Annotated in this window: 16 protein-coding genes; 9 read left to right on the top strand and 7 right to left on the bottom strand. The window is 64.3% G+C overall.

Annotated elements, in window-relative coordinates:
- The first annotated feature begins 4 nt into the window (after window positions 1-4).
- Window positions 5-532 carry a PAS domain-containing protein gene (locus EK416_RS10260; RefSeq protein ID WP_127077402.1) on the top strand — a complete coding sequence of 176 codons (528 nt, stop codon included), beginning with the start codon at window positions 5-7 and terminating at the stop codon, window positions 530-532.
- A gap of 290 nt (window positions 533-822) precedes the next feature.
- Here EK416_RS10260 and EK416_RS10265 read toward each other — a convergent pair whose 3' ends face one another.
- Window positions 823-2,445 (bottom strand): L,D-transpeptidase family protein, encoded by a 1,623-nt coding sequence (locus tag EK416_RS10265; RefSeq protein WP_127077403.1) that lies wholly within the window; start codon window positions 2,443-2,445, stop codon window positions 823-825.
- Window positions 2,446-2,466: 21 nt separating this feature from the next.
- Window positions 2,467-3,312 carry a formylglycine-generating enzyme family protein gene (locus tag EK416_RS10270; protein ID WP_127077404.1) on the bottom strand — a complete coding sequence of 282 codons (846 nt, stop codon included), beginning with the start codon at window positions 3,310-3,312 and terminating at the stop codon, window positions 2,467-2,469.
- A 436-nt stretch (window positions 3,313-3,748) separates the two neighbouring features.
- Between EK416_RS10270 and EK416_RS10275 the strand changes: the two genes are divergently transcribed.
- Window positions 3,749-6,091: an NADP-dependent malic enzyme gene (locus EK416_RS10275; protein ID WP_127077405.1), complete on the top strand. Its 2,343-nt coding sequence runs from the start codon at window positions 3,749-3,751 to the stop codon at window positions 6,089-6,091.
- 70 nt (window positions 6,092-6,161) lie between these two features.
- On the opposite strand, the gene dksA is transcribed toward EK416_RS10275, so the two are convergent.
- Window positions 6,162-6,578 carry an RNA polymerase-binding protein DksA gene (gene dksA, locus EK416_RS10280; RefSeq protein WP_127077406.1) on the bottom strand — a complete coding sequence of 139 codons (417 nt, stop codon included), beginning with the start codon at window positions 6,576-6,578 and terminating at the stop codon, window positions 6,162-6,164.
- Window positions 6,579-6,869: 291 nt separating this feature from the next.
- Between dksA and EK416_RS10285 the strand changes: the two genes are divergently transcribed.
- The 3 genes from EK416_RS10285 to EK416_RS10295 are packed head-to-tail and all read left to right on the top strand — an operon-like array spanning window position 6,870 to window position 9,851.
- Window positions 6,870-7,985, top strand: coding sequence for an ABC transporter permease (locus EK416_RS10285; protein ID WP_127077407.1), 1,116 nt, complete (start codon window positions 6,870-6,872; stop codon window positions 7,983-7,985).
- A complete protein-coding gene (locus tag EK416_RS10290) occupies window positions 7,982-8,770 on the top strand; it encodes an ABC transporter ATP-binding protein (protein ID WP_127077408.1) in 789 nt (262 codons plus the stop codon). Before EK416_RS10285 ends, EK416_RS10290 begins: the two co-directional genes overlap by 4 nt.
- Window positions 8,763-9,851, top strand: a complete 1,089-nt coding sequence (locus tag EK416_RS10295) for an HlyD family secretion protein (protein WP_164729976.1) — start codon at window positions 8,763-8,765, stop codon at window positions 9,849-9,851. Before EK416_RS10290 ends, EK416_RS10295 begins: the two co-directional genes overlap by 8 nt.
- Before the next feature lie 76 nt (window positions 9,852-9,927).
- Here the strand turns inward: EK416_RS10295 and EK416_RS10300 are convergent, their stop codons facing one another.
- Window positions 9,928-10,533, bottom strand: a complete 606-nt coding sequence (locus EK416_RS10300) for a hypothetical protein (protein WP_164729977.1) — start codon at window positions 10,531-10,533, stop codon at window positions 9,928-9,930.
- Between the two features lie 209 nt (window positions 10,534-10,742).
- Here EK416_RS10300 and rplS point away from each other — a divergent pair, with 209 nt between their 5' ends.
- Together rplS and EK416_RS10310 are read left to right on the top strand one after the other, a co-directional pair.
- Window positions 10,743-11,396, top strand: coding sequence for a 50S ribosomal protein L19 (gene rplS / locus EK416_RS10305; RefSeq protein ID WP_127077411.1), 654 nt, complete (start codon window positions 10,743-10,745; stop codon window positions 11,394-11,396).
- Window positions 11,397-11,739: 343 nt separating this feature from the next.
- Window positions 11,740-12,321 (top strand): LOG family protein, encoded by a 582-nt coding sequence (locus tag EK416_RS10310; protein WP_127077412.1) that lies wholly within the window; start codon window positions 11,740-11,742, stop codon window positions 12,319-12,321.
- Between the two features lie 84 nt (window positions 12,322-12,405).
- Here the strand turns inward: EK416_RS10310 and tam are convergent, their stop codons facing one another.
- The 3 genes from tam to EK416_RS10325 all read right to left on the bottom strand — a co-directional run bounded on the left by tam (window position 12,406) and on the right by EK416_RS10325 (window position 16,133).
- Window positions 12,406-13,173 carry a trans-aconitate 2-methyltransferase gene (gene tam / locus EK416_RS10315; protein ID WP_127077413.1) on the bottom strand — a complete coding sequence of 256 codons (768 nt, stop codon included), beginning with the start codon at window positions 13,171-13,173 and terminating at the stop codon, window positions 12,406-12,408.
- An 84-nt stretch (window positions 13,174-13,257) separates the two neighbouring features.
- Window positions 13,258-13,815, bottom strand: coding sequence for a 16S rRNA (guanine(966)-N(2))-methyltransferase RsmD (rsmD, locus tag EK416_RS10320; RefSeq protein WP_127077414.1), 558 nt, complete (start codon window positions 13,813-13,815; stop codon window positions 13,258-13,260).
- Window positions 13,812-16,133: a pseudouridine synthase gene (locus EK416_RS10325; RefSeq protein ID WP_127077415.1), complete on the bottom strand. Its 2,322-nt coding sequence runs from the start codon at window positions 16,131-16,133 to the stop codon at window positions 13,812-13,814. The genes rsmD and EK416_RS10325 overlap by 4 nt, the downstream gene beginning before the upstream one ends.
- A 71-nt stretch (window positions 16,134-16,204) precedes the next feature.
- Between EK416_RS10325 and EK416_RS10330 the strand changes: the two genes are divergently transcribed.
- Both EK416_RS10330 and EK416_RS10335 read left to right on the top strand, forming a co-directional pair.
- Window positions 16,205-17,257, top strand: coding sequence for a hypothetical protein (locus tag EK416_RS10330; protein WP_127077416.1), 1,053 nt, complete (start codon window positions 16,205-16,207; stop codon window positions 17,255-17,257).
- 218 nt (window positions 17,258-17,475) lie between these two features.
- On the top strand, window positions 17,476-18,162 hold the full coding sequence (locus tag EK416_RS10335) for a protein-S-isoprenylcysteine O-methyltransferase (RefSeq protein ID WP_127077417.1): 687 nt from the start codon (window positions 17,476-17,478) through the stop codon (window positions 18,160-18,162).
- Window positions 18,163-18,171: the final 9 nt, after the last annotated feature.

Below are 18,171 nucleotides of genomic sequence, written 5' to 3' on the forward strand. Positions count from 1 at the left end.
TTGGATGGCTTCGGAAATCGATTTCCGGGCGCAGGCTATTATGCGCGAGCAACAGGAGCTTTATGGCTATTGGCGGGCCTGCGCACAGTCGCGTCCGCTGCCATCTCGCTTCGACATTGACCCGATCGCTATCCCTCATCTTCTCTCGGGCCTGAGCCTTCTCGATTGCGGTGACGATCTCGAGTCCTTGCGCTACAGACTGGCCGGCACGCGTGTCGGCGCGATTTACGGCGCGGAAATCACGGGGCGCGCGGTTTTCGACATCGGCTTCCAGCACAAGCGCGACTATTGGCGCACGGTCTACCGCAGCGTCATCGAAGACCAAATGCCGATGCAAGGCACCGTGCGAGGTCCAGCCGCGGGCCGCGAACATCTCCTCCTCATCTGGTTGCGCCTTCCGTTGAGCGGCCTTTCCGGCAAGGTCGAGCGCATTCTCGGCTACGACGCCGCAATACCGGCCACTTTCGCACATGGAGCGCCGCAAGCGCATATCGTCGGCGAGCGCATCGAGAAGCGGCGCGCGCGTCTTTAATCGGCCAGCATCGGTCGGCCCCGTCCGCGAGCCGCACTGTTAAGGCAGCTTCGTCTTGAAGGCCGCGTCGCGGCTCACCCAGCGAATTCCCGAGTGCTTCCGTGTCGTTAAGCCGGAGGATGAATATCCGCGAGTCTACGCGACGGTTCCGCGAACGCCTTGTGGATCGGGCGAGCCCCTGATCGTGTCAAAGCCGCGCTTAATCTTTGCCTGGTAGAGCTTCTGAATTTGACATCTGAGCGAGAGTTTCTCGGCAAACGGAACTCAAATATCAAATTCGCTCCGCTCCACTAGAACCCGCCGAAGAAAGACGGGAAACCGCCGCGCGACCAGCCGCCGCCTCCGCCGCCATATCGGCGCGGGCGCGGATTGCCCCAGAAGTCGCTCTCGCCACCGCTCCGTCTTGCATAACCCTGGCTCGGCGCGCGCTTGCGGATCGCCATGCTGCCCGCCGGTTCGCCGCTCATGAAAACGACGAAATCGGTATCCTTACCCGTTTCGACGCTTGGGGCTTCATCGGTGATGATGAGCGACGAGCCCGGCAGCACCACGGCTGAAATCTTTTCAAGCGCTTCCTGCGGCACCGTGAGCCGTTCGAGAGCCGCGCTCGCGGCGGCGACATCGGTCGGGTGCGGCGGTGCGGGCGGCTGCTTCTTCTTAGAAGCCGCCTGCTCCTTCGTCTTCACATACGGCTCGACGTTGAGCGCGTCCTTGTACATCGAAACCACGTTCCAGTTCAGCGCGCCCGACCGCGACGTGTCGACAGCCGTGTAGACGAAAGAGCCGATGGGCTTGTCGGCATCGCGGATCGAGACCGGGCCTTCGTAGATCGGTTGATTGGCCTTGCGAATATAAAGACGATGCGTCTTGCGGCTGATGAGCACCGAGACCGGCGCGGTGTTGAGTTCCGCCTCCTCTGCGGCACCCTGCGCCACGTTCTTCGCCTCTTCGGCCGCTTCCGCCTCCTGCCTTGCCGTTGCCGCTACGGCTGCTTTCGCCTCGACCTGCGCCTTCGCCTGCGTAAGCCTTTCGCGCGCGGAAGCGAGCTTCGTGGTAGCCAGTTCCTTCGCTTGCGCCGCCTTTTCCGCCTTGGCATCGGTGTCGGCGGTCTCGATCAGCTTCGCCGTCGCAACGAGGTCGGCTTCAGCCTTCGCCACATCGCGCTCGGCGGCGGCGACGACCTTCAGCGCGGGCGCGGCCTCGGCTGCCTTTTTCTGCGCTGTCTGTTTCAGCTCCCTCTCGCGCCGGGCGGCGGCTTCCGCTTCGCCCGTCTTCGCCATCGCGTTGAGGCGCAGACGCTGCAAGAGGTCTGAGCCGTTATCGCGGCCGACGCTCACCGGAATACCGAGAATCGAAGTCTCGCCTTCGCTTTCGTTCGCGACTTCGCGCGTTCCGAACAGGAAGGGCTGCGCGATCGGAGCGGGAGCGATGTCTTCGCGTGTCACGATCACGCGCATGCCCATGTTTGTCAGGCCGAACAGACGCTGTGCGAACGAGCCCGGCAGCCGGATGCAGCCATGGCTTGCGGCATAGCCCGGCAGAACGCCCTCGTGCAACGCGATGCCCGTCCACAGGAGACGCTGCATATAGGGCATCGATGCATCGTCATAGAGGTTGGAATGATGCTCTTCCTTCTTCTGGACGATGCTGTAGATGCCGGGCGGCGTCTCATAGCCGGTCGCGCCGCTCGATACGGGAGACTCCAGCATCTTGCCGCGTGCGTCGTAGAGCGTGATGCGCTGCTCCTTCAGGCCGACGATGGCGAGAACGGGCGCGGCGCCATATCTCGGCCGCGTGTAATCGTCGTCGATGTAGCGGTTCGAACGGGCATCGGCAGGCGTCAGCGCGGGAGCGGTCAGCGCCGCCGTGACGAGAACGGCAAAAGCACAGGACGTGATCAGCTTCAATTTCATGTCGTGGCCCTCAGAGATGCATCAAAGCGGCCTCGCGACGCGAAACCCGAACGAATTGAGACGAATGGTGCCGGGCGTGGCATACCGATAAGCCGAACGCAAAAGCCGGGGGTGATAGTTCCAGGAGCCGCCGCGCAAAATGCGAAGCTCGCAGGCGGCCTCCTGTACGGCCGCGCCGTCCGTCGGCGCACCTTCGTAGGTCGGGCGATAGCAGTCTTCCACCCATTCCCAGGCATTGCCGTGCATGTCGTGCAGACCGAAGGCGTTCTTCTGGAATGAGCCGACATCGGTCGTCTTCTGCCGGTATTCGCCCTGCTGACCGCCGGGATAGACGAAATTGGCGTCGTAATTCGCCTGTCGATAGTTGATGGTTCGCCCCGTGGAGAAGGGTAACGCGCGCTCGGCGACGGTCGTCTGAGCGCGTGCGGCGTATTCCCACTCCGCTTCCGTGAGCAGGCGATAGGGCTGGCCGGTCTTGCGCGAGAGCCACGAGACATAGGCTTGCGCGTCGTCCCACGAGACGTTGATGGCGGGCTTGCGGCCGCGTCCCCATCCCTCGTCGCCGGGCTTGTAGGCACAGCCGCCATCCGCCACGCAGGCATCATATTCGGCGAAGGTCACTTCATATTTGCCCGCAGCGAAGGCCGGAACCGACACGCGGCGCTGCGGCCCTTCGTCCTTGTTGCGGCCGCGCTCCGTCTCGGGCGACCCCATCAGGAACTCGCCGGCCGGAATGGGCACCATCTCCGGACAGTTCGGGCAATCGCGAAGTGTCTTGGGAGCCTCGACCCGCGCGGAACGCCGCTGTGCATCGGCGCTTTGCGGCATGAACAGAAGAACAAGCACAACGATAAATGCGCCAATCATGGGATGCTTCCAATCGATACACTGCTCCACGTCTACTCCATGCATCGTTACCACGCGCTGAAATCGGGCGTGCAGGGCCGCCAACCGATGGAACGACCCGCAGGTGTCGCAGGTTTTCGCAAGCCATGCCTAAAACTTTGCTTCAATATATGATCAACAAACTGGAATAAAAACCGATCGCCCGGAAGCAAAATATTCTTTATACGCCCTATGATTGCACACGCGGCGCGCCTCGCCCGCAGGCTGCGCGCGCAACGCCTTCGGTGCTGCTGAACGCCATCGTCAAAAGCTGTTATCAATCGAAAGGTTGAGGCGAAAAGGTTCAGCATGAGACGCCAGCGCGCTTGTGTGGCCGGTTCGCCGGCGCTAACGTCCAACCCAAAAGCGTTCCGGCGTGCGAGACCGGGCCGCGTCCCCATCTCATCAGAAGATCGACATGTCCGTTTCCAAAAACACGTCGCCGACGCGACCGAAAGCCGTTTCCGAAGGCCAGACCGGCGATAATCGCCATGCCACGCCGGTCGCCGCACCGCCAAAATTCACGCGGCAGGAAGCGCTCCAGTTCCACGCGGAAGGCAAGCCCGGCAAGCTCGAAATCGTGCCGACGAAGCCGATGGCGACCCAGCGCGATCTTTCGCTCGCCTATTCGCCCGGCGTGGCCGTGCCGGTGGAGGCCATCGCCGAAAACCCGCGCCTCGCCTACGACTACACTGCGAAGGGCAATCTCGTCGCCGTGATCTCGAACGGCACGGCTATCCTGGGGCTCGGCAATCTCGGCGCGCTCGCCTCGAAGCCCGTCATGGAAGGCAAGGCCGTTCTCTTCAAGCGTTTCGCCGACGTGGACGCCATCGATCTCGAAGTCGATACGCAGGACGTCGACGCCTTCATCAATGCCGTGCGCTATCTCGGGCCGTCCTTCGGCGGCATCAACCTCGAAGACATCAAGGCGCCCGACTGCTTCATCATCGAGCAGCGCCTGCGCGAACTGATGGACATTCCCGTTTTCCATGACGACCAGCACGGCACCGCGATCATCGCGGCGGCAGGGCTCATCAATGCCGTCCACCTCACGGGCCGCGACATCGCCGATATCAAACTTGTCGTCAACGGCGCAGGCTCGGCCGGCATCGCCTGCCTCGAACTCATGAAGGCGTTGGGCGTGCGCCACGAGAATTCGATCCTGTGCGATACCACGGGCGTGATCTATCGCGGCCGCGAGAAGGGTATGAACCAGTGGAAGTCCGCGCATGCGATCGACACGAAGGCGCGCACGCTCGCCGACGCAGTCGAAGGCGCGGACGTTTTCTTCGGCCTGTCCGCGGCTGGCGCTCTCACGAAAGAGATGGTCGCCAGCATGGCTGACAAGCCCATCATCTTCGCGATGGCGAACCCCGACCCGGAGATCACGCCGGAGGAAGTGGCCGAAGTGCGCAGCGACGCCATCGTGGCGACGGGACGCTCGGACTATCCGAACCAGGTCAACAACGTGCTCGGCTTCCCCTATATCTTCCGTGGCGCGCTCGACGTGCAGGCGAGCACGATCAACGAGCCGATGAAGATCGCGGCGGCTTATGCGCTTGCCGAACTCGCGCGCGCCGACGTACCGGACGCGGTGGCGAAGGTCTATGGGCGCCGTCTCCGCTACGGACCGGATTACATCATCCCCGCACCTTTCGACCCGCGCCTCATCACGTCGATCCCGTCCGCCGTTGCGAAGGCGGCCATGGATTCGGGCGTCGCGCGCCGTCCCATCGTCGACATGGAAGGTTACAAGGTGCGCCTTTCAGCCCGGCTCGATCCGGCGGCGGGCTTCATCAATTCGATCTATGACGCGCTGCGCCTGCGCCCGAAGCGCGTCGTCTTCGCCGAGGGCGAGGAAGAGCAGGTCATACGTGCCGCAAGTTCTTTCGCGAACCAGAAGCTCGGCACGCCGATCCTGATCGGCCGCGAGGCGCAGATCCGGCAGGCGTTCTTCATGGCGGGCGTGAACAATCAGGAAAGCTTCGAGCAGCACAACATCGCGACGTCGGAGTACAACCAGCAATACGCGGAATTCCTCTACCAGCGGCTTCAGCGCAAGGGCTATCTCTACCGCGATTGCCTGCGCCTCGTGCACAACGAGCGCAACGTCTTCGCCGCCTGCATGGTGGCGATGGGCCACGCCGACGCGATGGTGACGGGCGTCACGCGCAACTGGTCGACCGCGCTTCAGGACGTGCGCCGCGTGCTCGATCCGATGCCGGGCCGTCGCGTGATCGGCGTCTCGGTGATCGTGAGCCGGGGTAAGGTGGTGCTCATAGCCGACACCTCCGTGCACGATATGCCGAATGCTCAGGAGCTTGCCGACATCGCGGTGGAAGCCGCGGGCGTGGCAAGCCGCTTCGGCATGACGCCGCGCGTGGCCATGCTTGCCGCCACGACCTTCGGCAACCCGCAAAGCGATCGGTCGGATCAGCTTCGCGGCGCGGTGAAGCTGCTCGACGAGCGGGGCGTCGACTTCGAGTATGACGGCGAGATGGCGGCGGATGTGGCGCTGAACCGCCGTGCGATGTCGCTCTATCCGTTCTGCCGCCTGTCGGATACGGCGAACGTGCTCATCATGCCCGCCTTTCATGCCGCGAGCATCGCAACGAAGATGCTTCAGGAGCTGGGCGGCGGGATCGTGATCGGCCCGATGCTGGTCGGCCTGTCGAAGCCGGTGCAGATCGCCTCCCTCGGCTCGTCCGATAACGACCTCGTGAACATGGCGGCGCTCGCGGCCTTCGACGTCACGGGTTGATCGTTCGCAAAGAGAAACCCGCCGCTTTTGCAAGCGGCGGGTGCGATGGCAAACAAGAAGTTCGATACGATCAGTCGTCGCGATAGATCCGCTCGCGGCGCTCGTGCCGCTCCTGCGCTTCGAGGCTCAGCGTCGCGACGGGGCGGGCGTCCAGCCGCTTCACGCCGATGGGCTCGCCAGTCTCCTCGCAATAGCCGTAGGTGCCGTCCTCGATCCGGCCTAGCGCCGCATCGATCTTGGCGATGAGTTTCCGCTGACGATCGCGCGCGCGAAGCTCTATCCCGCGATCGGATTCGTAGCTCGCACGGTCGGTCACGTCGGGATGCTGGGTTGAATCCTGAAGAAAATCGAGGGTTTCCTTGCTTTCGCGAAGAATCTCGTCCCGCCAATCCAGAAGTTTCTTCCGGAAATAAGCGCGCTGGCGCTCATTCATGAAAGGTTCGTCTTCAGATGGCCGGTAGTCCGGAGGCAGATCGACTGCTCCCATGTCGCCCCCTATCGCACGAACTCCCGCCAAGTCTGGCGGGGTCTTGAAGACGCTAAAAACTTACAATCGCGATGATTGCAGCCCTTATGACGTTCAACGCGTTCCAAGTCAAGATCGTAGCACTGCCGCGAAGGCCCGTTACACTTCGCCCGCATCTTGCCACAGTTGTTTGTTCATTCGCCCCTCTATCAGAAGTTGGGCGTTCATATTTGCCGACCCACGGCGCGTTGCAGATTTTGCTTCGGAACCCGCCCTTCGCAGCGCCAAAGGACGGATACCGCCCGCGTTCATATGGTTACCAAACTCGCAATACGCAACCTCGTTCACGATCGAGCCCGCTTTCTCGTGACGCTTGTCGGCATTCTGTTTGCCGTCGTCCTGTTGGCGGTGCAGCTCGGGCTGTACCTCGGCGCACGCAAGATGATCGTCGATACCATCGATCACGCGGGCGGCGACATCTGGATTGCCGCCTACGGCTCGAACAGCTTTGAACAGGCGACGATCCTTCACGGGCGCGAACGCTTCGCGGCGCTCTCTGTTCCAGGGGTCACCGCCGTCGAGCCCATCGTGGCCTCCTTTGCTCCGTGGACGCGGAGCGACACAAGCACGACGAGCGTCGTCATCGTAGGGGCTGACGGCACGTTGCCGCCGTGGAATGTGGTGGAAGGCGCGGTGTCCGCCATCTCGCCCGATGGCGTCGCGGTCGACCGCACCTATGCCGACACGCTGGGTATTTCCGGGATCGGCTCTGTGGCCGAGATCAATGGCCAGCGCCTGCGCGTGGATGCCTTGACGGATGGCATCCGCTCCTTCACGACCTCGCCCTATATCTTCATGTCGCTGGCAAAAGCGCGGGAGCTTCTTTCGGTACCGTCCGACCAGGCGACGTTCTATCTCGTGACGGTGCAGCCGGGCGTCGACATCTCCGGCGTGAAGCGGGCGCTCGAAAAGAAGCTTCCCGGCACGTCGATCTTCACCAAGGCCGAGTTCCGGCAGACAAACCTCGACTACTGGCTGTTCGGCACCGGCGCGGGCGTGGCGTTGCTAGGCGGCGCGGTGCTCGGTCTCATCATCGGCACGGTTGTCGTCGCGCAGACTCTCTATTCCAGCACCAAGGATCACCTCGCCGAGTTCGCCACCCTGCGCGCGCTCGGCTCCTCGTCCTTCTATATCCACAAGGTGATTCTCACCCAGGCGACTGCGAGCGCTTTCCTCGGCTATGGGCTCGGCATCGCGGTCTCGTTCGCGGTGGCGCGGGCAAGCCTCCATACGCCCATGCCGATCATGCTGACCCCGCAGCTCGCCGCAATGCTTCTCGTCGTCACCGTCGTCATGTGCGCGGTGTCGGCCCTTTCCTCCATTTTCAAGGTGACCAAGATCGATCCCGCCATGGTGTTTGCACGATGAGAGCGTTTCCCATTCTCGAAGCCCGCCAGATCGTGAAGGAACTCGGTCAGGGCGAAGGCAAGGTGCAGGCGTTGAAAGGCGTCGACCTCGCGCTCTGCGAGGGAGAATTCACACTGCTGATGGGCCCCTCCGGCAGCGGCAAGACCACGCTGCTGTCGATCCTCGGATGTCTGCTGACGCCCACATCCGGCACGCTGACCCTCGGCGGCGAGACGGTCACCCATCGCTCGGCGGAAGATCTTGCCGACCTGCGCCGTCGCCATCTCGGCTTCATCTTCCAGTCCTACAACCTGTTTCCGACGCTTTCCGCGCTCGACAACGTGCGGCTCGGCCTCGACGTGCGCGGCTTTTCCGCTCGCGAGTGCAAGGAGCGCGCGGCAGAAGCGCTGATCGAGGTCGGCCTCAGGCACCGGCTCAAGGCTTATCCCGGCACGCTGTCGGGCGGCGAGAAACAGCGCGTCGCCATCGCGCGCGCCATCGCCCCGGAGCCGCCGGTCATCCTCGCCGACGAGCCGACCGCTGCCCTCGATACCGAAAACGGTTACGCGATCATGGAGCTTCTGAGCCGCGTGGCAAGAAAGGACGGCCGCGCCGTCCTCGCCGTCACGCACGATCCCCGCACCATCCCCTTCGCCGACCGCGTGATCGAAATAGAGGATGGCTGCATCTCGGGAGAGCGGAAGAAGCACGCCGCGACCGTCATCCCGGCACGGCCGAGACAAGCGCAGGCGGCCCACGGCAATGCCGCCGCCTATCAGGAGAGAAAGAGACAAGCGCATGCTTAATTTCCGCCTTGGTTCAGTAGCGCTCGTCTCCGGCTCGGCCGGGCTCGGCCTCGCCATCCTCATCGCCACCGGTGTCTACCAGCCGGGCGGCGCCCCCGCTTGGTCGGAGCCTCAGCCCGCCTCGCCCGCGACGCCACTCTGGGCGGCAGCCGCGCCGGGCCGGGTCGAACCGAAGGGGCGCGAGCTTCGCATCGCCGCGCCGGTGCCAGCCGCGATAAAAGACGTTCTGGTCAGCGCGGACGATCATGTGCAGCAAGGCGACCTGCTGTTCCGTCTCGATGACGGGGAACTGGCCGCGAGGCTCGCGGCGCTCGAAGCGCAGGTGGCGGTGAAAATCGCCGACCGCGACGACGCGAAAGCGAAAGGCGGCGCGCTCGACCGCCGCAAAGCCGAAGACGCGGTCTACGATGCCGAGCGCGAAGCCTTCGACGCGCGTATGGACCTCGATGCCACGCTTGCGAACTGGAAGCACTACAAGGCGAGCGAGCCCGATGTCGCGAAGGCGCGCACGGCTGTCGCGAATGCCGCCGACCGGCTCGAACGCGAGCGGCAGAGGCTCCGGCGTGTGGAGGAGCGGGATCTTCCGGCGCTGACCCGCGAGGAAGCGGCCCTCGCCGCCGCGCGCGCCGAAGTGACCGCCGTTTCCGCGAACCTCGAACGCCTGCGAGTCCGCGCTCCGGCCGATGCGAGCGTGCTCAAGGTCGATGCGCGCGCCGGAGAGATGGCCGCAGCCGGCGCGCCGCTCATCCTGCTCGGCGACAGCGACCACATGCAGGCCCGCGCCGAGGTGGAAGAGCGCGACGTCCGCAAGGTATTCGTCGGACAGCGCGCGGTCGTGAAGTCCGAGGCGTTCCCGGATCGCGTCTTCGATGCGCGCGTCTCGTCGATGGCGAAGACGCTCGGCAGCCCGCAGCTGACCTCGCGAGGCCCCCGCAAGCATACCGACGTCGACATTCTGGAAGTGGTCCTCGACATGGAACCCGGCGGACCGCTGCTTCCCGGCATGCGCGTCGATGTGATGTTCCGCGACGCCGAGAGCACCGAGCAGACATCTCTCGCGACCGGCTCGGCCACGCGGTAGACGGCCCGGGAAACAGCCATTCCGGTTCGATCACTGCGAATGGCTCCGCCGGTGCTCGGCGATCAGCCGTAGCCGCCTATTGGACAGGCGCGGCCGGAGCGGGGTTGAGGAAGGGCTTCAGCTCGTTTTCCTGCGGGGCCGTCGGCTTGTCCGGCCTGGGACGATAGGGCAACGCCGCCCCGTAACCGGTAAACGGCAGCGGCGCGAACAGGCGATCTACGTCCGCAACCGAGAGATACCGGCCCGCGCAATCGGGTTGCCACCCCGCGCGAAAGCGCACCTGGATATCGCGGTAGGCGACGTTCACCTCTTCGCCGCCATAGGACGCGGTGCCGAAGAACATGTGGCTCGACGGCAGGCAGAAGCCCTTCACCAGCAGCTTCAACTGATCCGCGAACCCCACGAATCGCTCGGCGAAGCTCCGCCCGACGCGATCGTAGGTCATGACCGGATTCGAGCCGGGCCATATGAAAAGAAAACGGAATGTGTTTGCGGAAACCGGCGTGATGTTCGTCAGCGCGGCGTCGGGCTGACGGCGCGAGACTTCAAACAGCTCCGTCATGCTCTTGGGATCGAGCGAATTGATGATCGTCTTCGCCTGATCCCCCGCGCTGGCTGGGGAATGGACCACGAAAAGCGCAATGAATGCGGCGGCGGGGGCCCGGAACGAAAGATGTCGCATCATACTCCTGATATGGGGGCTACGTTGCATTTCCGCCAACATAATCCAGCTATCTTGCGCGGAAATCGGCCCTTCACCGAAATGTTGCAATCGACAAGCCGGATTTTTTCGCTTACACAGGCGAAATTCCAGCTCAACTGGCGCGGCGGCTTGCGCTTTTCAGCGCGGCAAGAAGGTGCCTTTGATCGCCGTAGAAGGATTTCGCAGAGATGAACATCATCCAAACGCTTGAAAAAGAGCAGATGGCGCAGCTTGAGGCAAAGCGCCGCATCCCCACCTTCCAGCCCGGCGACACGCTGCGCGTCAACGTGAAGGTGGTCGAAGGCAGCCGCGAACGCGTTCAGGCCTATGAAGGCGTCTGCATCGCGCGTTTTGGCGGCGGCTTCCAGGAAAGCTTCACCGTCCGCAAGATTTCCTATGGCGAAGGCGTGGAACGCGTGTTCCCGCTTTACTCGCCGCTCATCGACAGCATCACGGTCATCCGCCGTGGCAAGGTTCGCCGCGCGAAGCTGTATTACCTGCGTGGCCTGCGCGGCAAGGCGGCCCGTATTCCGGAGCGCACCGACAACCGCGCCAAGGCGCTCAAGGCCGAATTCAAGGGCTTCAAGCGTCCGAAGGGCAACCCCGACGACCTCAAGCTCATCAAGGGCCTGCAGGCTGCTGACGAAAAGCGCCTCGCCGAGATCAATGTGATCAAGTTCGAGCAGCTTGCGAACCTCACCGATGAGGAAATCGCCCTCGTCGACGATTACCTGAAGCTTGGCGGCCGCCTCGAACGCGAGGATTGGCCGGGCCAGGCGCTGAAGCTGCTCGCCGAAACCACGGCCAGCGAAGTTCCCGCCGAGGAAACAGCCGAGGCGTAAGCGCTTCGCGGCGAGCTTCGCCGAATACCAGATTGGCAGCGGCATCAGAACCGCTCAAGGACCGCTCCGGCGGTCAGCTCCGGCCGGGCAACGCCCGGCCTTTTTTGTGCCCGCCGTCTGTCGACATCTGAAATGCGATGCGCCGGGTACGATTCAGGCATGATGTGCCACCCGATGCCGCCACGGCAGGCCGGGGAATTGCGCCGCTTCCATCTTCCGCGAAAAATGGTACACAGCCGCCTCGGCACGATCCGGGAAAGCGGCGGCGCTTGCGCAATTCGTCATGCGCGACAAAGCTGGCGCGCCTTCCTTCGAATCGGGCAGGGCAATGCAGGATGACATCATGAAAAGGCTTTGTGTTTTCTGCGGATCGAGCCGGGGCGTCCACCCCGCTTATGCCGAGGCCGCGCGGCTGCTCGGCGTCGCGCTCGCAGAGGCCGAGATCGGGCTCGTCTATGGCGGCGCCGCCGTCGGCCTGATGGGGGTTCTCGCGGATGCCTGCATGGAGGCAGGCGGCACGGTGACGGGCGTCATCCCCGAGGCACTGGTGCGCAAGGAAGTCGGCCATGCCGGCTTGTCGGACCTTCGCGTTGTCGGCTCGATGCACGAGCGAAAGGCGCTGATGGCCGAGCTTTCGGACGGCTTCGTCGCGCTGCCGGGCGGCATCGGCACGCTTGAGGAGATTTTCGAGGTGTGGACGTGGGCGCAGCTTTCCGACCACGAGAAGCCCTGCGCGCTCCTCAACGTGAACGGCTTCTACGACGGCCTGAGCGGTTTTCTCGACCACGTCGTGGCGCAGGGCTTCCTTCGCCCGCTCCACCGCGACATGCTGATCGTGGCGGACGAACCGGGCGCGCTGCTCTCGGCGCTTGAAGCTTACCGCGCGCCCGCCGCCGTCAAGTGGATCGGCGAGGACGAATATTGAGGCCGCACCGCCGCGCCCGTCGAAAGCGGTATCGAAATCAAGCGACTGTTCCAGAAGTCGCGTTGCAATAAGGCATCGGAACGGTCACCGCGTCGCGACGAGGAAGAAGCGCGGGAACGGCAGCAGCACGGTGCCGTCTTCAAGCGCCGGGTAGCCCTTCGTCAGTTCTTCGCGATAAGCGGCGAGGAAAGCCGTTTGCTCATCCGCGTCGAGCGGCTTCAGGAACGGGCGGGCTCCGGTGCCCTTCACCCATTCCACGATGGCGTCGTGGCTCTCCATCACGTGCAGATAGGTCGTCCGCCAGATGTCGACGCGCGATGCATAAGGCTTGAGCAGGCGGTAATACCACTCCGCGCGCGGCAAAGGGCTTCGGGCCTTGATCGCCTTGCCGAGCTTCGCAACATAGACGGGCGTGGCCGCCACCGCGCGCAGGCTCGCATGCGACGGCTCGCCGAGGTTGTCCGGCATCTGCACGGCGAGCGAGCCGCCTTGCGAAAGCCGTTCGGCGAGCCTTGGCAACAGCCGCTCGTGCTGACCGACCCATTGCAGCGACGCGTTCGCATAGATCAGATCCCATGGCCCCGGTTCGCTCCACTCCTCGATGCGACCGAAACGGAACTTCACGCCGGGAAGGCGTTTCCTCGCCGCGTCGAGCATATCGGCGGAACTGTCCACGCCGACAATGTCGGCTTCCGGGAAGCGCGCGGCGATGAGTTCGGTGGAGTTACCCGGCCCGCAGCCGAGATCGGCGGCCCTCGCGATCACATCGGCCGGAACGGCATTGAGCAGGTCGCGCGCTGGGCGCGTGCGCTGATCCTCGAATTTCAGGTATTGCTCGGACGACCACGGCATGCACGCCTCCGATTGCGCCCCGCTCAGGCGTTCGGCGCGTGCGGGAAGCTTATCATGCGTCGGGACGTCGAAAAAAGCCGCTGTTCAGGGCTTGCGGAAAAAATGAAGCGCGGTGTCGCCGTAGACGCGCGTATCGACCAGCTCGAAGACTTCCGGCAGCGCGACAGCCACGTCTGCACGCTCTTCCAGTACGCAGATCGCGCCCGGCGCGAGCCAGCCGCCGTCGAGCGCGGCTTTCAATGCAAGTTCGCCGAGACCCTTCGCATAGGGCGGATCGGCGAAGACGAATTGAAAGGGCTGCATCGGCGCCGCAACCCCGAGCTTCGTCGCATCGCGCCGCCAGAGCTTGCTCGCGCCCGTCAGCCCCAGCGCCTCGATGTTCTCGCGGATGGCGCCGCGTGCCGCCGCCTCGTCCTCCACGAACAGGCAATAGGCCGCGCCGCGCGAGAGGGCTTCGAGGCCGAGCGCGCCCGTGCCCGCGAAGAGGTCGAGCACCCGCGCGCCTTCAAGCGGCGGGCCGTCGACGCCGTGCGCCAGAATGTTGAACAGCGATTCGCGGACGCGGTCCGAGGTGGGCCGCGTCGTCATGCCGTCGGGCGCGGCGATGGCGCGCCCGCGAAATCGCCCGCCGACGATCCTCACGCCTTATCGCCGCGCGGCTTGCGGGGGCCTCCGCCCGTGCGAGGCTTCGACGGGCCGGCGCGCCGGGTGAAAGGTTTGCCGCCCTTTCCGCCAGCGCCGCCGCCGGGCTTGCCGCCGCGTGCGCCGAACGACTTGCGCGCGCCGAAAGATTTGCGTTCGCCGCCTTCGCCACCACTGCTGTCCCTTGCCGGGGCATCACCGGACCTGGCCCCGAAAGGCTTGCCGCCCGCACCGCTCCGGCCCGAAAACGACTTTGCACCGTCTCGTGTACCGAACGGCTTCTTGCCGAACGACCGTCCACCGCCCGAAGCGCGTTCGCCCTCCCCTTGCGGGGCACGATCGCCGAAACCTTCCCGCCGCTCGCGGAAAGGCTTGTCGAAGCTCTTGCGCTCGCCGCCCGCGCCCGCGTCGTTGCTGCGGCTCCGGTAGGCGGGACGCTCGCCGCCCGCACGATCGGGCCGTGGCCCGCGCGCGGTATCGCCGCCGTCCTCCGACCTGCGAAAGCGCGGCCTGTCTTCGCCCGCGGCACGCGAAGGCCGCTCCGCGCGGTCTCCCTCGCGTTTGCGGAAAGTCGGGCGGTCGCCCCCTTCGCGAGGGCCGAAACTCTTGCGCTCGCCGCTGCCTTCGCGCGGACGGAAGCTCCTGCGTTCACCGCCCTCGCCATCTCTCGCGAAACGCGCGGGGCGCTCGCCATCGCTGCGGCTGCGGAACGCCGGGCGCTCCGCACCATCTTCACGGCGCACGAACGGCCGACGTTCGCCGCCCGCATCGCCGTCGCGCGGCTTGCGCTCGAAGCGGCCCTCGGGGCGTGCATCGCGGTTGAACGGACGGCGCTCGCCACGCGCATCGCTCGGACGCGACGGCCTGCCTTCGCCGCCTTCCTCGCGCCTTTTGAAGCGCGGCGCCGAATGCTCCTCTGTCGTCGCGTCGATCCGGGGCGCCCATCCGCGCGTCGGCGCGTCGCCGCCTCGATCCGCGCCGCTCTCCGCCTCGCGCCGCCGGAAAGGCGGACGGTCGCCGCCGTCCGTACGAGAAGGACGCTCCGACCGGGCGCCGTCGCGTTTGCGGAAAGCGGGACGGTCTCCCGCATCACGGGGGTTGAAGCGGCTCTCGCCCTCCCCTTCGCGCCGCGTCCGATACGGCTGGCGCTCGCCGCCATCGCCGTCTCTCGCGACACGGGGCGCGCGGTCGCCTTCGGCGCGGCTGCGGAACGCCGGGCGCTCCCCGCCGCTATCCTCGCGACGCGCAAACGGACGACGCTCACCGCGATCGCCATCGCGCGGCCTGTCGAAACTCCGTTCGCCCCGATCACGTGGGGCGAAATCGCGCTTTTCTCCGCGCTCTGCGCGCGGCGGCTTCGGCACCGGCACGAGTTCGACGATGAGCGCTTCCGTGGCGTCTTCGGACAGCACGCGCCGCTGCCGCATCTGCGGCTCATCGGCGACGCGGCGCGGACGCTCCAGCTCGGCCGGCTTGCGGCGCAGATAGGTCGGCTTGCCGCGCGACGGCGTCGGAAGGCGCTTTTCCTCGCGCACGACCTCGCGGCGAACGCCGAGCGAGCGGGCGAGGCGCGGGCCGAGCTGGTCCTTCAGGACGCTCGTTTTCACTTCCTCGACCTGACCAGGTTCCAGATCGCCGAGCATGAACGGGCCGAACGAGATGCGAATAAGCCGGTTCACGGTAAGGCCGAGGTGCTCCATGATGCGGCGCACCTCGCGGTTCTTGCCCTCCCGGATCAAGAGCGTGATCCAGACGTTGTCGCCGGTCTCGCGTTCGAGCGACGCTTCGACGGGGCCGTAATTCACGCCCGCGATCTTCACGCCGTCTTTCAGCTTGTCGAGCGACGCCTGATCGATTTCGCCGAAAGCGCGCACGCGATAGCGCCGCGCCCAGCCGGTCGACGGCAGTTCCATATGGCGCGCAAGCTCGCCGTCGTTGGTCAGGAGCAGCAGCCCTTCGGTGTTGAAGTCGAGACGCCCTATGGAGATGAGGCGCGGCAGGTTGTCGGGCAGCGCCTCGAACACCGTCGGGCGGCCTTCCGGGTCCTTATGGGTCGTCACGCGACCCTTCGGCTTGTGGTAACGCCACAGGCGCGGCGGCTCGCGAGCGGGCAGCGGATGGCCGTCTACGGCGACTCGGTCGGTGGGAGAAACGTCCAACGCGGCGCTTTCTATGATCGAGCCGTTGACGGAAACCCGCTTTTCCCCAATCAGAACTTCAGCGTCTCTTCGAGAGCAAAGCCCTGATCTGGCTATGACTTTTGCGATCCTCTCGGCTCCCGCAGTGTCCTGATCGCGTGTATCGTTCGGTGAAGGCATGATGTGAACCAATAAAAAAGGCTAACCTTCCGAAAACCGCAAATGATTCGGCGAGGTTAGGAGACAGAGACATGCGGCGAGAGAGGATTATAAAGGCTGTCAACAGTTTGCGGGAAGCCCTTCATGCCGCGCAGATTCGTGAATTGCTGCGAGTCGCTCGAACCGGCCAGCAGGCCGATGGCGTGAACCGCACGCAACGCATACTTCTCGCATATAACGAGTTCACGCGCCACTATCAGCAGTTCGGCGACGAAGAAAAAGACCTCATGACATTTTTCGGGCTTAACCCGCTGCTGGATCTGGCTTTCTGGTCGAGCCTCATCGATGGCGAGCAGGCCGTGAACCGGAAGCTTCTGTCTGATGTCGATGTCGGTGCGTACAACGTCATCTTCGTCATGCCGAAGCTGCGGGAACTCCTTACGCGCGACACGGACAAGGGCGAACTCGTCATCGCCGACGCGCAGGGCGTGGAGCGCGAGATCAGGCGCGTGCGCGTGCTGATCGCCGAAAAGGAGCGCTCGCTGACCGATCCGCAGATCGTCATCAACGTCATCCGTTCCATGGACGAGCTTTACGGCTCCCTGTCCGCGCTCCATCCCGATATGGGCGTGAGCCTTGCCATCGGCTCCATCGACTCGGGCGGCGCGAAGTCCTTCGACTTCTTCGGCGCAGGCGTCGTCATGGACGACCTGAGCACGCTGCTCGTCAACGTCTGGGACCGTGTGAAATACTCGCCCGAGGAGAATTTCCGCTATCAGATCGAGGTGGCCATGATGGCGGCGGGTTTTGTGTCGCGCATCAAGGAGGCGCAGGCCCAGCAGATCATCGGCGAGGAACTCGCGCAACGCACAATGCGCGTCGTCGCGAAGTCCATCGAGACGCTGTTCCGCTCGGGGGCCTATACGGAGGAGATGGACGCCGGTCGCGAGGTGCGCGCAAGCACCGTGCTGAAGCCGCGCACACAGCTCATCGAGTTCAAGCATGAAGACCGCGCCGACGTGAAGCGCGACGATGCGCGGCTCGAAGCGCCCGGGCCCTCAGCCGTGCCGATGCCGAAAGCCGCCGACATCCTGCGCGATCTCCAGGATCAACTGGATCTGAAGGAAACCGCCGAGGCGGCTTGACCGCGCTGAGATCGACAGAAGACAAATCCCGGCCGTTGTGCCGGGATTTTTTTGTCGCGATCCATTCTTGTTTTTATTCTAACGCGTTGTTTTTTATAGATTATCTCTCTTAAACCTCTTAACCGGTCCGGCAACTTGTTATATAGTCGCCAGAGCCCCGCTTGGTCGCGCGCGGTTTTAAACGCTGGGTTGTTTCGATGGCTGTTCAGAAAAAATCGATGATAAGGAGTGGAATTGGCGCCATCACCTCGCTGATCGGGATCGTGTTGCTCGTTCTCGCCGTTCTCCGCTGGCGCGAAATCGAGTGGCCCGCGATGCTGTGGCTCATCGCCTTCTTCGTTCAGACGGCGATCCGCGCTCCTTACTCCATCCGCAACGCGAAAAACACGATCTCGACTTCACAGAAGGATGCCGTCGAAGTGGCGCTTCTTATGGGGATGTTCGCCACGATGATGGTTCTGCCGCTTCTCTACCTCGGACTCGGTGTCTTCTCGTTCGCCGATTACGGGCTGCCTGAATGGGCGGCAGCCGTTGGCGCGGCGCTCATGGCAATTTCGCTCTGGATCTTCTGGCGTTCCCATGCCGATCTTGGCCGCAACTGGAGCCCCGGCCTCGAAGTGCGGGATGGACATGAACTCGTGACGAACGGCATCTACGCCCGCATTCGCCACCCGATGTATGCGGCGATCTGGGGTGCCGCCGCCGCACAGTCTCTGCTCGTCCAGAACTGGATCGCGGGATTTCTTGTTCTTCCGACTTTTGCTCTGATGTGGTTCATTCGTGTTCCGAAAGAGGAAGCGATGATGCGGCGGCAGTTCGGCCCGGCTTACGACGCGTATTGCGGCAGAGCCGGACGGGTGTTTCCGAAAAAGATTTTCATGAAGGGGCAGGCTCAAGGCGCGTGAAACCGAACA

Source organism: Rhodomicrobium lacus (assembly GCF_003992725.1).
In the GTDB taxonomy this organism is placed as follows: domain Bacteria; phylum Pseudomonadota; class Alphaproteobacteria; order Rhizobiales; family Rhodomicrobiaceae; genus Rhodomicrobium; species Rhodomicrobium lacus.

Coding starts and splice junctions, on each gene's coding strand:
- EK416_RS10260 (WP_127077402.1), top strand. CDS start 5: ATGGCTTCGGAAATCGATTTCCGGGCGCAGGCTATTATGCGCGAGCAA.
- EK416_RS10265 (WP_127077403.1), bottom strand. CDS start 2,445: ATGAAATTGAAGCTGATCACGTCCTGTGCTTTTGCCGTTCTCGTCACG.
- EK416_RS10270 (WP_127077404.1), bottom strand. CDS start 3,312: ATGATTGGCGCATTTATCGTTGTGCTTGTTCTTCTGTTCATGCCGCAA.
- EK416_RS10275 (WP_127077405.1), top strand. CDS start 3,749: ATGTCCGTTTCCAAAAACACGTCGCCGACGCGACCGAAAGCCGTTTCC.
- dksA (WP_127077406.1), bottom strand. CDS start 6,578: ATGGGAGCAGTCGATCTGCCTCCGGACTACCGGCCATCTGAAGACGAA.
- EK416_RS10285 (WP_127077407.1), top strand. CDS start 6,870: ATGGTTACCAAACTCGCAATACGCAACCTCGTTCACGATCGAGCCCGC.
- EK416_RS10290 (WP_127077408.1), top strand. CDS start 7,982: ATGAGAGCGTTTCCCATTCTCGAAGCCCGCCAGATCGTGAAGGAACTC.
- EK416_RS10295 (WP_164729976.1), top strand. CDS start 8,763: ATGCTTAATTTCCGCCTTGGTTCAGTAGCGCTCGTCTCCGGCTCGGCC.
- EK416_RS10300 (WP_164729977.1), bottom strand. CDS start 10,533: ATGCGACATCTTTCGTTCCGGGCCCCCGCCGCCGCATTCATTGCGCTT.
- rplS (WP_127077411.1), top strand. CDS start 10,743: ATGAACATCATCCAAACGCTTGAAAAAGAGCAGATGGCGCAGCTTGAG.
- EK416_RS10310 (WP_127077412.1), top strand. CDS start 11,740: ATGAAAAGGCTTTGTGTTTTCTGCGGATCGAGCCGGGGCGTCCACCCC.
- tam (WP_127077413.1), bottom strand. CDS start 13,173: ATGCCGTGGTCGTCCGAGCAATACCTGAAATTCGAGGATCAGCGCACG.
- EK416_RS10325 (WP_127077415.1), bottom strand. CDS start 16,133: ATGCCTTCACCGAACGATACACGCGATCAGGACACTGCGGGAGCCGAG.
- EK416_RS10330 (WP_127077416.1), top strand. CDS start 16,205: ATGCGGCGAGAGAGGATTATAAAGGCTGTCAACAGTTTGCGGGAAGCC.
- EK416_RS10335 (WP_127077417.1), top strand. CDS start 17,476: ATGATAAGGAGTGGAATTGGCGCCATCACCTCGCTGATCGGGATCGTG.